The following is a 13821-nucleotide window of genomic DNA, read 5'->3' as shown; positions in this document are numbered from 1 at the left end:
GTCGCTTACCTCTTCTTCTTAGCGTGGCGCGAACGGATGATCATCTTGTCCGTCTGCTTGTTATGACGAGTGCGCGCACCCTTCGTCGGCTTGCCCCACGGGGTCACCGGATGGCGACCGCCCGAGGTCCGGCCTTCACCACCGCCGTGCGGGTGGTCGACCGGGTTCTTCGCGACACCGCGCGTCAGCGGCCTCACGCCCATCCAGCGCTTGCGGCCAGCCTTGGCGAAGTTCTGGTTGGAGTTGTCGGGGTTCGAAACCGCGCCAACCGTGCCCATGCAGTCTGCACGCAGGTAACGCTGCTCGCCCGAGTTCAGACGGACGATCACCATGCCGCGGTCGCGGCCGACGAGCTGGACGTAAGTCCCGGCCGAACGGGCGATCTGGCCACCCTTGCCCGGCTTCATCTCGACGTTGTGGCAGATCGTGCCCACCGGCATCTGGCCGAGAAGCATCGCGTTGCCGACTTTGGTGTCCACTCGCTCACCCGCGATAACCTGGTCGCCGGGGGCGAGGCGGTTCGGGGCGAGGATGTAGGCCAGCTCGCCGTCCTCATACTTGATGAGGGCGATGAACGCAGTCCGGTTGGGATCGTACTCGATCCGCTCGACCGTAGCAGCCATGTCCCACTTGCGACGCTTGAAGTCGATGTAGCGGTACTTCTGCTTGTGGCCGCCGGCGATCCCGCGCGAGGTCACGTGACCCTTGTTGTTACGGCCACCGGTCTTGCGCTTGCCTTCGGTAAGCGCCTTGACCGGCTTGCCCTTATAGAGCGCCGAGCGGTCGACCAGGATCAGTCCGCGGCGTGCGGGGCTGGTCGGATTGTAGTTCTTGAGTGCCATCTTGTTCTAGCCTCAGATACCGCTGGTGATGTCGATCGGCTCCTGGCCTTCAGCCAGGGTCACGATCGCCTTCTTCACATCGGTGCGCTTGTAGGGTTGGCCCTTCCAGCGCTTGGTCTTGCCCTTCTGGACAATGATGTTCACGCCTGCGACCTTGCGATCGTAAAGCGCCTCGACAGCCTCCTTGACCTGCGGCTTGCTCGCGGTCTTGGCGACCTTGAAGACGATCGCGTTATGCTCGGAGAGCAGCGTCGACTTCTCGGTGATGTGGGGGCTGAGGATGACGTCGTAGTGACGCGCATCCACTTCCTGCTTCTTAGCCATTGAACCGCGCCTCCAGCTTTTCGACAGCCGCGCGGGTCAGCACCAGCGTGTCATGCTTCAGGATGTCATAGACGTTGGCGCCGACGGCCGGGAGCACGTTCACGCCCGGGAGGTTGCCAGCGGCGCGACGGAAACCGTCATTCACCGCATCGCCGTCGATCACCAGGACCTTGCCGTTCCAGCCGGCCTTGTCGAAAGTCCCCTTGAGCGCCTTGGTCTTGGCATCCTTGAGATCAAGGCTGTCGACGACAACGAGGCCGTCCTTCGCCTTGGCCGAAAGAGCCATCTTCAGGCCGAGCGCGCGAACCTTCTTGTTGAGCGACTGCTCGAACTCACGCAGCTTCGCACCGTGAGCCTTGCCACCGCCGATGAACACCGGGGCCCGGCGATCGCCATGGCGAGCCGTGCCGCCGCCCTTCTGGCGACCCCACTTCTTGCCGGTGCGAGCGACGTCCGAACGTTCGCGGGTCGGGCGGGCAGTGCCGCGACGATTCTCGAGCTGCCAGGTGACGACGCGGTGCAGAATGTCTGCACGCGGCTCCACACCGAAGACGGCATCGTTCAATTCGATGTCGCCAGCGGCCTTGCCGTCGAGTTGCTGAACCTTAACCTTCACGGATCAGCCCTCCTTGCCTTCGTCGGCCTTGGGCGCATTGCCCTCGGCTTCATTGTTCTGTTCCGTGGCCTGTTCGGCGTCGGTAGCTGCACCCGCGTGCTGCTCAGCAAGCAGAGCGGCGGCTTCCTCGGCGGTCGGGCCGGTATCGATTTCGTGCTCGGCAGCCGCTTCGACCATACCGGCCGGCGCTTCTGCATGCTCAGGGAGCGAGCTCTTCTTTTCCAGGATGGCACCCGGGAACGGGGCCCCTTCCGGAACCGGAAGCTTGACCGCGTCGCGGATCAGCAGCCAGCCGTTCTTCGCGCCAGGCACGGAGCCCTTGACGAAGATCAGGCCGCGCGCTGCATCGGTGCGGACCACTTCGAGGTTCTGCTGGGTGCGCTGCTTGTCACCCATATGGCCGGCCATCTTCTTGTTCTTGAAGACCTTGCCCGGATCCTGGCGCTGACCTGTCGAACCGAGTGCACGGTGTGAGATCGAGACGCCATGGGTGGCGCGCATACCGCCGAAACCCCAGCGCTTCATGCCTCCCTGGAAGCCCTTGCCCTGGGTGTGCCCAGAGACGTCCACCATCTGGCCGGCGACGAAATGCTCAGCGCTGATCGTCGCGCCGACCGGGAGGAGCGCGTCCTCGCTGTCGAGGCGGAATTCAGCGACCTTCTTCTTGAGCGGAACCTGCGCCTTGGCGAAATGTTCGCGCTGCGGCTTGGCTACGTTCTTCTGCTTGGCCTCACCCGAACCGACCTGAAGCGCGACGTATCCGTCACGCTCCGACGTACGATGGGAAACGACCTGACAATCCTCCAGCGCCAGGACGGTGACGGGCACGTGGCGGCCGTCCTCCTGGAACAGGCGGGTCATCCCGACTTTCTTTGCGATCACGCCAGTGCGCATGATCAAGCTCCTTCAACAGAGGCCTGCCGGACCATCCGACAGGCTTGTCAGCCCAATTTGTCGTGCGTCGCCCCGTCCGGGCTGAATGCTTCCCTAGGGAAGCGAGACGGGGGACGCGGCCCGGCAGATTGCCGGCGGTATCCCTATGTCCGGATCGGCTATCTTTCGAAGGGCCGATCAAGACCCCCGCCGAAACGGGGGCATAGGAGAACTGGCTTAGGCCAGCTTGATCTCAACGTTTACGCCAGCAGCCAGGTCGAGCTTCATCAGCGCGTCAACCGTCTGGGCGTTGGGCTGCACGATGTCGAGCAGCCGCTTGTAAGTCCGGACCTCGAACTGCTCGCGCGACTTCTTGTCGACGTGCGGACCGCGGTTCACGGTGAACTTCTCGATGCGCGTCGGCAGGGGAATGGGGCCCCGGATGAGCGCGCCGGTGCGGCGGGCGGTATCTGCAATCTCTCCGGTCGCCTGATCGAGCACGCGGTGATCAAAGGCCTTGAGACGAATGCGGATATTCTGAGCTTCCATGTCCTACTACCGATGCGAAAGAGCCAAGGCGATCCCGGGGACCACCCAAAAAACAAGAGACCGCCCCGCCTCACCAGCCTTGCGATGCAAGTGCCTGGGAAGGGGCGGCCCCCATGAATACCGACCGGGCGAATCCCTTAGGACCCGCCCGGAGCGGCGCCTATATTACTTCGTGATCTTGCTGACAACCCCCGAACCGACGGTGCGGCCGCCTTCGCGAATAGCGAAGCGCAGACCCTCGTCCATCGCGATCGGAGCGATCAGCTTGACGCCGATCGTGACGTTGTCGCCCGGCATGACCATCTCGGTGCCCTCGGGGAGGATCACTTCACCGGTCACGTCGGTGGTGCGGAAGTAGAACTGCGGGCGGTAGTTGGCGAAGAACGGCGTGTGACGGCCACCTTCGTCCTTCGACAGCACGTAGACTTCAGCGCTGAACTCGGTGTGCGGAGTGACCGAACCCGGCTTGGCCAGAACCTGGCCACGCTCGACGTCGTCACGGCCCGTACCACGGAGCAGAGCACCGACGTTGTCGCCGGCCTCACCGCTGTCGAGCAGCTTGCGGAACATTTCCACGCCGGTCACGATGGTCTTCTGCGTGTCGCGGATACCAACGATTTCGACTTCGTCGCCAACCTTGACGATACCGGTCTCGATACGGCCGGTCACCACGGTGCCGCGGCCCGAGATCGAGAACACGTCTTCGATCGGCATCAGGAACGGCTTGTCGGTCGGACGCGGCGGCTGCGGGATGTACTCGTCAACGGCCTTCATCAGCTCGAGAATCGAGTTCTTGCCGATTTCGTCATCACGACCTTCGAGAGCGGCCAGAGCCGAACCCTTGATGATCGGAATGTTGTCGCCGTCGAAGTTGTAGCTCGAGAGGAGCTCACGAACTTCCAGCTCGACGAGCTCGAGGATCTCGGCGTCGTCAACCTGATCGACCTTGTTCATGTACACGACCAGAGCCGGCACACCGACCTGACGAGCGAGCAGGATGTGCTCGCGGGTCTGCGGCATCGGGCCGTCGGCAGCGTTCACCACCAGAATGGCGCCGTCCATCTGCGCCGCACCGGTGATCATGTTCTTCACGTAGTCGGCGTGACCCGGGCAGTCGACGTGCGCATAGTGGCGAGCGTCGGTCTCGTACTCGACGTGAGCGGTCGAGATGGTGATGCCGCGCTCACGCTCTTCCGGCGCCTTGTCGATGTTCGAGAAATCAACCGGCGCGCCCTGCACCTTGGTGATCGCCGCGGTCAGCGTGGTCTTGCCATGGTCGACGTGACCGATGGTACCGATGTTGCAGTGCGGCTTGTTCCGCTGGAACTTTTCCTTGGCCATTTCCTATAACCTTCTGTTCTTCGAATCTGGGATTCTGACGGAGAACGGAGCGGGCGCCCCTGAATCAGGCGCCGCCCCTAAACGGTGCGCTCGCCTTAGGCAAGCTTCTCCTTGACCTCCGCCGCAACGTTCGCCGGCACCTCGTCATAATGCGAGAACTGCATCGTGTACTGAGCGCGTCCCTGCGTGAACGAACGGAGCTCGTTCACGTAGCCGAACATGTTGGCGAGCGGCACCATGGCTTCGACAGCCTGGGCGTTGCCGCGCGAGTCCGTGCCCTGAATCTGGCCACGGCGGGAGTTAAGGTCACCGATGACGTCGCCCATGTATTCCTCAGGGGTGACGACCTCGACCTTCATGATCGGTTCGAGCAGCTTGATGCCCGACTTCTGCGCACCTTCGCGCATCGCACCGCGACCGGCGATTTCGAACGCCAGGGCGGACGAGTCAACGTCGTGGTACTTACCGTCGATCAGCTCGATGTCGAAGTCGATGATCGGGAAGCCGATGAGCGAACCGGTCTCGGCCGTCTCGCGCATGCCCTTCTCAACCGACGGGATGTATTCGCGCGGGATGTTGCCGCCCTTGATCGAGTCGATGAAGTTGATGCCCTGACCGCGCTCACCCGGGGTGAGCTTGATCTTGACCTCACCGAACTGACCCGAACCACCCGACTGCTTCTTGTGGGTGTAGGTAAGCTCGACCGGCTTGGCCAGGCTCTCGCGGTAAGCCACCTGCGGCGCACCGACGTTGGCTTCGACCTTGAACTCGCGCTTCATGCGATCGACGAGAATGTCGAGGTGAAGCTCGCCCATGCCCTTGATGATCGTCTGACCCGATTCGTGGTCGGTCGAAACGCGGAACGAGGGATCCTCGGCAGCCAGGCGCGAGAGTGCGAGGCCCATCTTTTCCTGGTCGGCCTTGGTCTTCGGTTCCACCGAGAGCTCGATAACCGGCTCGGGGAATTCCATCCGCTCAAGGATGATCGGGTTCGAAGCGTCGCACAGCGTGTCGCCGGTGGTGGTTTCCTTCAGACCGGCAAGCGCCACGATGTCGCCCGCAAAGGCCTCATCGATGTCTTCACGGTTGTTGGAGTGCATCAGCAACATGCGGCCGATCTTCTCTTTCTTGTCCTTGACCGAGTTCAGGTACGAACCCTTGGACAGGCGGCCCGAGTAGATGCGGGTGAAGGTCAGCGAGCCGACGAACGGGTCGTTCATGATCTTGAACGCCAGCGAGGAGAACGGCGCGTCGTCGCTCGACGGACGGCTGTCTTCCTCGTCGCTATCGGGCTTCACGCCCTTGATCGCCGGAACGTCGACCGGGCTCGGCAGGTAGTCGACAACCGCGTCGAGCAGAGCCTGCACGCCCTTGTTCTTGAACGACGAACCGCACAGCACCGGCACGAAAGCCTGCGCCAGCGTGCCCTTGCGGATCAGCTTCTTCAGCGTCGCCACATCGGGTTCGTTGCCTTCGAGGTAGGCTTCCATCGCCTCGTCGTCCTGTTCGACGGCGAGCTCGACCAGCTTTTCGCGGTACTCGGCAGCCTTGTCGACCAGGTCGGCCGGGATTTCGACGTAGTCGAACTTCGCGCCCAGGCTTTCGTCGTGCCAGATGATCGCGCGGTTGTTCACCAGGTCGACCAGGCCCTTGAAGTCGGATTCGGCACCGATCGGCAGATAGAGCGGCGCAGGCACCGCGCCGAGACGATCGATGATCGTCTGCACGCAGTAATAGAAGTTCGCGCCGGTGCGATCGAGCTTGTTGATGTAGCACATCCGCGGCACGCCGTACTTTTCAGCCTGGCGCCACACGGTCTCGGACTGCGGCTCAACGCCGGCAACGCCGTCGAACGCGGCAACCGCACCGTCGAGGACGCGCAGCGAGCGCTCCACTTCGATGGTGAAGTCCACGTGTCCCGGGGTGTCGATGATGTTCAGACGATGCTCGGGGCCCTGGCCGTCTTCGGCCTGCCAGAAGCAGGTCGTCGCGGCGGACGTGATGGTGATACCACGCTCCTGCTCCTGCTCCATCCAGTCCATCGTAGCGGCGCCGTCATGGACTTCGCCGATCTTGTAGGACTTGCCGGTGTAATAAAGGATGCGCTCGGTCGTCGTGGTCTTGCCGGCGTCGATATGCGCCATGATGCCGAAGTTACGGTAGCGCTCGATAGGATGGCTGCGGGCCATTTTGCTTACTCCAGGGTGCTCCCGCCCGCCCCTCTACAGGGCACGGGCGGAGCGGATTTCGATTACCAGCGGTAGTGCGAGAACGCGCGGTTCGCGTCGGCCATGCGGTGGGCGTCTTCACGCTTCTTCACAGCATTGCCGCGGTTGTTGGCCGCATCCATCAACTCGCCCGAGAGACGGGCAGCCATGGTGGTTTCCGCACGGCCACGGGCCGCGTTGATCAGCCAGCGGATGGCAAGCGCCTGGGCACGCTCCGGACGGACTTCGACCGGAACCTGATAGGTCGCACCACCGACACGGCGCGAACGCACTTCCACCTGCGGCGAGACATTCGCCAGCGCATCGTGGAACAGCGCGACCGGATCGGCCTTCGCACGGCTCTCGACGGTTTCGAGCGCGCCATAGACGATACGCTCGGCAACCGACTTCTTACCGTCGAGCATGAGGTTGTTCATGAACTTCGACAGGACGAGATCACCGAACTTGGGATCCGGCAGAATTTCCCGCTTCTCGGGACGACGACGACGTGACATCGGACTAATTCCTTATTCTGGGCCGCACCAGCCAACCAGGGGCGCGCGGCCGAAACCAGCTAAAGCGCGAGCGCTTACTTCGGACGCTTGGCGCCGTACTTCGAACGGCTCTGGCGGCGATCCTTGACGCCCTGCGTGTCGAGCACGCCGCGCAGCACGTGGTAGCGCACGCCCGGAAGGTCGCGCACACGGCCGCCGCGGATCAGCACAACCGAGTGCTCCTGCAGGTTATGGCCTTCGCCCGGGATGTAGGCGATGACTTCGCGCTGGTTGGTCAGACGGATCTTCGCGACCTTGCGGAGCGCCGAGTTCGGCTTCTTCGGGGTGGTCGTGTAGACGCGAGTGCAAACGCCGCGCTTCTGCGGGTTCTGCTCCATCGCGGGAACCTTGCTCTTGGCCTTCTGCAAGACCCGGCCCTTGCGGACCAGCTGGTTAATAGTCGGCATGTAATCTCTTCACCGTTCTATCGGGGCTACCGGGACGAGGTGAAGATGTGAGGTTCGCCTGTTCCGCTGCGTCATCCCGGCGAAGGCCGGGACTGAGCGAAACATAGGGAGCCGCAACGCGACTTCCAATGCGAGCCTGAAACACTCCACCCAGGCCATGAGCACCGGGTTACTTTGACGGCTGCCCCAAGAGCGTCCATCACGGACCGCTCCAACAGAGAAAGGCCTTTCGCGAATCCGCAAAGGCCCCCGGGACATCACCGGCAATGTTCAGCTCTATCTACCCGCGCGAGGACAAGTGCCCCGCTTCGGATGGGCGGCCCCTTAGGGCGAATCGCGGAAGGGGTCAAGGATCGGAGGTGGGCTTGGTGCAAATGCATGATGACAGACACGCGCTGGCTGTCGCATCTCCGGAACGACGCAAAGAAGACGAGGTCCGCAATGGGTGGAAATCGGACGGAAGCTAAGGTTCGTGCGAGACCAGGCTTGGATCAAACTGAGAGACTACGGAAATTGACCCACACGAGCCCGGCGCATCCACGATTTCCCGTCGGGGAAAGCCGTGACGGACAAGCAGTGTGGAGTTGCTGGCCCATTTTAAGCGGACCTGGTTTGTGCCGTACCCCTCGAACGCCCGACAACTTAGGAGCGGTGTATCGGGGAGCAGCCACGCGTCCTTAATGAAGACGACCTTCGCCCAGCCGCATGGCGCACCACAATCATCGAATTGTACGCGTGCCTCGAGCGATTGGTCTGGTGAGCGCTCACGTGAGTATATAGTCCTTTCGGAGGCAGCAAAGAGCATCAGCCCAAAAATTAGCCCCGGACCGATCACGACGGCTAAGGCTGCTAGACCAAAACAACCAAGTACGCAGCCGGTTTTGGCCACGACACGTCCCCAACTTTGTCCCAATTTCACTCCTCCCTGCGCACTCTCCCCATTTGGCGCGCAAGAGATCAAGCGGCATGAGCAAGTTATGAGATTTGGCTGAAATCCGATTTATCGCGCTTCAGCGGCACGCGTCTGCAATGGGTCGTTTGCAGACGGGCCGCAGATCAGAAGTTAGGTCCTACTTCCGGTAGACCGGCACCGCGACCAAGATCGATCATATCTGCTTGGCAGTTGTGACGCTTCTCAAGTTCCTCAATCGAAGCCTGCACCGAGTGAACAGCCTGCCAAAGAGGGGTGGCCAGATACTCAGGCAGAGGATCCTCGTCGGTCAGGCAAAAGAGAGCAAGTGCACGAAACTCATACAGACCCTTCGCAAGGTAGTCGGCTGCGTCCTTATCCATTTCGACAGTAGTATAGCCTGCGCCAATGACCGCAATGGGTCGAAAGTCGCCATGGGATCCTATCGATAACATTGGCGAGACCTAGGCCCTCGCGGAGAACACGTGAGCGGACATCGTCGCTTCGACCGGGCCCGATCCAAATCTCTCCAACAGAGCATCGGCGGCAATCTGCGTCGCCAGTGGAAGGTCCCCGCGCGCTTCGATCTCGTTTCTTAGAGGCGTTCCCTGGCAGAGGCCGATCGCTGCCGCCATGGGGGACTCAGCCCGGCCGATCGTTCGGACGGTCTGCCATGTGATGTCCTGGAACCCCGCGGCGGCCAGGTCTTCCTTGACGCGATGGGCGTCGTGGTAGCCGAAGGGAATTCGGTGAAAGAAGCGCGGCGGATCGCTGCGGAATAGCCCGCAGACCGCATCGGCCGCGACCTGTGTTGCGGGATTTGCCTCGATCCTGTCCCAGACATTGAAGACGAAATGCCCATCCGGCGTAAGCACCCGCCGCGCTTCGCGATAGGCCGCGACACGATCGGGGAAGAACATCGCGCCGAACTGGCAAACCACCGCCTCGAAGGAACCTTCCTCAAAAGGCAGCGACTGTGCATCGGCTTGCACGAACTGCACCTGCGGCCCTTCGATCTTCGCTGCGGCCAGCGCCAGCATCGGTTCGTTCAGATCGGTGACCATGAGTTGCGCTTTGGGAAGACGTTCGCTGAGAACCTCCGTCACCAGCCCCGTACCCGCTGCCGTCTCCAGGATGGTCCTGGGGTCCAGCGCTGCGATTCTCTCAGCGATGTCTGCCGCGTAGGGACCGAACAACAGGGGTTTCAGATAGCGATCGTAAATTGTCGGGATCGAACCTGCGAAAGTCCTGTCGGGTGAAGGCATTTGCACCTCCGAGCAGAGGTTTTGATTCCGCGGGGCCCTCCCTCTTAGGATGGCACTCGAACTGTAGGGCAATTAGCCGATCTTGAGTATCCGCAATGGGCCGAAAGTCGCCATTTCAAAAACAACTTTCCTACATGCCCTCCCCAGTTCAAGACAGCGCCGGCTCATTGATATTGTTGGATTCTCCGCTCGCACGAGCTCCGGGCGCAAAGTGTCAACTTGCGGATGCAGCGTGGGATCGAAAGGTGACGCTCGCCACCGCAAGGTGACACAATTTTTGGCGGTTTTCTGCGAAAAATCAGCAAGGTGACACTTTTCCGCACAAGCCGTGCCACAGTGTCACCCCGTCACCCCCAGGGTATCACCTTAGCGGCAAAGTCCTTCGACAAGCTCAGGACGAATGGGACCATGGAATAAGTTAGCGGCCCCCTCACCCCTTCGTGGTGAGCTTGTCGAACCCCGTCATTGCGACGCCCTCACTCCCTAGTGAGATGCTCGACCAGCGCCTTGACTTTCTTCTGCCGCCATTGCGGACGCGGGGCCACGAGCCAATAGGCTCGGCGGCCCTCTTCCGGACCCTCGAGCGCGACAAGGCGCCCGTCGGTCAGCGCTTCCTGCACCAGAGGCAGCGGCATCATCGCCTTGCCGAGTCCCGCGAGCGCGCTCGACAACGCCTGCCCTGCGTTGCCCACCTGGAGCACAACGCCGGCCGCTTCTTCTTCGGGCAAGGCATAGCCGGGCCAGGCGATCCAGCCCTCCGCTCCGCCCGGCGCAGCAACGAGGACGCGGCTGGCGGGAGCGAGCTGCACGCCCTCAAGTTCGTCGGGCCCCTCGATCAGGCGAATGGCGAGGTCGAGGTTGGCTTCGGTGAAATCGGCGTCCTCGTCGGCGACGAGCTGGTAGCGGACCTCCGGGTTCTCGACGCGGAAGGCGGCGAGGCGCGGCGCGAGCCACTGGGCAAAGAATTCGCGCGGGACAGCGATGGTGTAGTTGTGGCTCGACTGCCCGGCCTGCATCGCCTGGACGCTCTCTTCGAACCGCAGGAACCCTTCGCGCAACGGATCGAGACCGGCCTCGGCCTCGTCGGTCAGCTCCAGCCCCTTCGAGGTGCGGCGGAACAGGACCACGCCGAGGACGTCCTCGAGCGCGCGAATCTGCTGCCCGACCGCTGCCGGGGTAACCGCGAGCTCATCGGCCGCGCGGGTGAACGAGAGGTGCCGTGCGGCGGCGTCGAACACGCGCATGGCGTTGAGGGGCAAGTGAGTCCGCTTCATTCCGCGCCCGCGTTTAATCGGCGCGGGGCCTCGCGGCAACTAGGTTGGACTAAGGCGCGGTCCGTTCTGCTCCAGCCGCGCCAGGCGCTCCTCGACAGAGCCCATCTGCATACTGATGCTCTCCGCCTGCTGCGCGCGTTTGAGTGAGGCGCGCAGGGTTTCAGCGAGCGGCTCGGTCATGGCGTTGAGCCCGTCGAGCTGGGCAGCGTTGTAACGGTTGAAATCGCTGCGCGGGCCAATCAGTAACTGGCCGATCGGTCCGTCCTCATCCTCAAGCGGCAAGGTCAGCGGAAACCGGGGGTCGGCGACCGGGTCGTAGCTTGGCCGGCCCAGTTCGTCGGCCTGCTCGACATCGCGTGCCGCCAGAAGCTGTGGGCCACGCGGACCGTCGACCAGCAGCGCGGCGCCGTTGCAATGGACCGCCGCGGACAAGGCGGAGAGCGTACGGACTCCGATTTCCTCGGGCATTTCGGTGGTGCGCCAGACATGCAGCCGCCCGACCAGCTTCTGGATGCGGCTCTCGTCACCGGCGATCCGCTTCTTCGCCCAGCGCATGGCCAGCGCCTGGGTCGGGGCGAAGATCCCTGCCGCCAGTATGGCGCCGGCCAGCGTGGCGGCGGTCTCGCTTTCGCGACCGAGGACCCATTCGGCACCGAGCTTGAGGAAGTCCATGCTCAGCGTCCAAACGATGCCGACCGCGAGTGTGACCACCGCCGAAATCGCCGACCGGCTGATTACCCGGTCGGCTTCCCACAGTCTGAACCGCAGGAGCGAGATAAGCAGTCCAATGGCCATCGCCAGGAAGCCGGCGTTGAACAGGGTAAGAATAATCAGGCCGTTGAGCGGCTCTGGGCCGAGCACCTCGACGAGGAAGAACGCGAGCGTCAACAGCAGCAACCCGCTACCGAAGCCGAAGGCAGCCCATTTGACCTGCTGCCGCTCGATGCCCGGCGGAAAGCGCCGGTACTTGATGACGTGGCATATCAGCAGAAACAGCGGGAGGATGAAGGCAATGGCGACCGATATCCACACTGGGACTTCGTCGATGGCCAGCGGGATCATCATCAGTGGAGCGACGACGAGGATCCATCGCACCACCCGCGGGGTGAACCGCCCATCCGGGAACGCCGCTATCCCGATGACGAGCAACGCCCAGGCCAGCGTGGTGTAGACGTCGAACGCGTTACCCATTCCGGTGGCGAGCCACAGGTTCAGCGGGGGATCGATCGCGCCTGCGAACAGCAGGAAGCTGAAAGAGAACAGCAAGGCCACCGGGTCTTGCGGTCGTCTCAGGAACAGCAGGACGGCACATCCGATAAGCGTCATGCAGGTCAGCAGCGAAATGATCATCCTCGCCGCCATCCGTCCGTCCCGACCTAGCGGGGGCGAGAGGTCCCGTCCTTCGGTGTAGCGTGGCGAGACCTCTATCCGCTGGGTCGCGCTCCGCCCGTCCGGTAACACGAGGGTGAGCGCGATCACCTGGCCGTCCTTGCCCTTCAGGCGCGCAGCGAGGTCCCAGACCGGGGTGTCCTGAGCGACAGGCTTTCCGTCGATCGCGGTGATGCGGGAAAGGGCGGGAACCGCGGGCACGCCAGCGACATCCGGAATACTCTCGACCGTGACCGACCCGTCGTTCTCGATTTGCGAAGTCAGCGACAGGCGGTGGAATTGGGGATCGTTGCGGTAGACGTCGCGCATCACGAACACCGTGCCGGCAATGTCGAGCACCACGGCAAGCGCTAGCGCTATGAACCACAGTCCGCGAATCCAGGTAAGCTGGGTATTGGTGGGCGGCGGCAACCGGCTCGGCAAGAAGCGGTGGACGCGTATCGCCATGTCAGACCTTACTGGCGCCCACGACGAACGGCCGGCCGTGCAACGGCCAGCCCTTTCGCCCCTTTGACGACCTCAAGGCCGATCCACCCCTTCATAGCGATACATTATCGCTACTTCGTCGCTGCTCTGCAACCGGAGGTTATTCGGGACCGATCTTCACAGCGGAAGGCCGCAGCCGCGCGGGCGGAGAAACTCCGCTGTCTGCAGCAACATGTCGAACATCGCGTCGCGCGCTTGCTGTGAAAGGTGGAGCCAGACGTTCCGGCCATCGCACTTCTCAGGCGTGGCAACGACCAGACCCAAGTCTGTCAGCGTCTGCACGCTGTCTGCCACACAAACCCGGTCTATCTGCGTGAGAGCCGCCAGGCCCTCGAGCGAGAGACGGCGAGCCTTTTTCTCATGCACGACAATCTCGAGCATGACCCGCAGCGTAGGGTCACCGAAATTGAGCTTGCCGTACTGGAGATCGAAGCCCCGGCGAATCGTCCGGATGGCGTCGGCCAAGCCTCGCGCGAGGTCCGAGCGTTCCTCATCGAGCAAATGCGTACCCGGCACCTGCGCAGGCGCGAGCTCCTCCGACCAGGCCAGCAGCTGGCGCGCAAGCACCTCTGCTTCGCATGACTTCGGTGCATCCTGGTCGAACATCAATTCCTCCGGCATTCCTGAGAGGGCCGGATAGAGACCTGAAACCGCGGTTGCTTAACCGATCGCGCCGTTCACGCAGCAATCGACCCGCAAAATGACGACCGTTGGTCAATCGGGTCCAACCGCGTCCCGTATCGGGAAAAGGCCTGACAGACAGGGGGATTTTCCTGCGCCACAG

14 protein-coding genes are annotated in these 13821 nt (G+C 62.7%); all 14 read right to left on the bottom strand.

The genetic code is table 11. From position 1 onward, the window contains the following. Positions 1-5 precede the first annotated feature (5 nt). Positions 6-842: a 50S ribosomal protein L2 gene (gene rplB / locus KK137_RS03155; protein ID WP_214534586.1), complete on the bottom strand. Its 837-nt coding sequence runs from the start codon at positions 840-842 to the stop codon at positions 6-8. Positions 843-854: 12 nt separating this feature from the next. After that, positions 855-1166 (bottom strand): 50S ribosomal protein L23, encoded by a 312-nt coding sequence (locus tag KK137_RS03150; RefSeq protein ID WP_055918007.1) that lies wholly within the window; start codon positions 1164-1166, stop codon positions 855-857. Beyond that, a complete protein-coding gene (rplD, locus tag KK137_RS03145) occupies positions 1159-1782 on the bottom strand; it encodes a 50S ribosomal protein L4 (RefSeq protein ID WP_214534585.1) in 624 nt (207 codons plus the stop codon). The genes KK137_RS03150 and rplD overlap by 8 nt, the downstream gene beginning before the upstream one ends. A gap of 3 nt (positions 1783-1785) precedes the next feature. After that, positions 1786-2676: a 50S ribosomal protein L3 gene (gene rplC / locus KK137_RS03140; RefSeq protein WP_214534584.1), complete on the bottom strand. Its 891-nt coding sequence runs from the start codon at positions 2674-2676 to the stop codon at positions 1786-1788. Between the two features lie 216 nt (positions 2677-2892). Then, the gene (rpsJ, locus tag KK137_RS03135; RefSeq protein ID WP_017665146.1) at positions 2893-3204 is read right to left on the bottom strand and encodes a 30S ribosomal protein S10; all 312 of its coding nucleotides are present in this window, start codon (positions 3202-3204) and stop codon (positions 2893-2895) included. Positions 3205-3369: 165 nt separating this feature from the next. After that, positions 3370-4545: an elongation factor Tu gene (gene tuf, locus KK137_RS03130; RefSeq protein WP_214534583.1), complete on the bottom strand. Its 1176-nt coding sequence runs from the start codon at positions 4543-4545 to the stop codon at positions 3370-3372. A 95-nt stretch (positions 4546-4640) separates the two neighbouring features. After that, positions 4641-6734 (bottom strand): elongation factor G, encoded by a 2094-nt coding sequence (gene fusA / locus KK137_RS03125; RefSeq protein ID WP_214534582.1) that lies wholly within the window; start codon positions 6732-6734, stop codon positions 4641-4643. A gap of 62 nt (positions 6735-6796) precedes the next feature. Next, positions 6797-7267: a 30S ribosomal protein S7 gene (gene rpsG, locus KK137_RS03120; RefSeq protein ID WP_214534581.1), complete on the bottom strand. Its 471-nt coding sequence runs from the start codon at positions 7265-7267 to the stop codon at positions 6797-6799. 74 nt (positions 7268-7341) lie between these two features. After that, positions 7342-7713, bottom strand: a complete 372-nt coding sequence (gene rpsL / locus KK137_RS03115; protein ID WP_055917986.1) for a 30S ribosomal protein S12 — start codon at positions 7711-7713, stop codon at positions 7342-7344. Positions 7714-8769: 1056 nt separating this feature from the next. Next, positions 8770-9006, bottom strand: coding sequence for a hypothetical protein (locus KK137_RS03110; protein ID WP_214534580.1), 237 nt, complete (start codon positions 9004-9006; stop codon positions 8770-8772). Between the two features lie 81 nt (positions 9007-9087). Continuing rightward, a complete protein-coding gene (locus KK137_RS03105) occupies positions 9088-9888 on the bottom strand; it encodes a class I SAM-dependent methyltransferase (RefSeq protein WP_214534579.1) in 801 nt (266 codons plus the stop codon). A 476-nt stretch (positions 9889-10364) separates the two neighbouring features. Beyond that, complete coding sequence (locus tag KK137_RS03100; RefSeq protein WP_214534578.1) at positions 10365-11162, bottom strand: LysR substrate-binding domain-containing protein; 798 nt, start codon at positions 11160-11162, stop codon at positions 10365-10367. Positions 11163-11201: 39 nt separating this feature from the next. Further along, entirely contained in the window at positions 11202-12998 is a 1797-nt protein-coding gene (locus KK137_RS03095; protein ID WP_214534577.1) for a hypothetical protein, read from the bottom strand. Positions 12999-13154: 156 nt separating this feature from the next. Beyond that, the gene (locus KK137_RS03090; protein WP_214534576.1) at positions 13155-13643 is read right to left on the bottom strand and encodes a hypothetical protein; all 489 of its coding nucleotides are present in this window, start codon (positions 13641-13643) and stop codon (positions 13155-13157) included. Between the last annotated feature and the right edge of the window lie 178 nt (positions 13644-13821).

Origin of the sequence: Croceibacterium selenioxidans, assembly GCF_018599195.1 — a bacterium.
GTDB classification, from domain to species: domain Bacteria; phylum Pseudomonadota; class Alphaproteobacteria; order Sphingomonadales; family Sphingomonadaceae; genus Croceibacterium_A; species Croceibacterium_A selenioxidans.
This window is presented reverse-complemented; position numbering and strand designations above follow the sequence as displayed.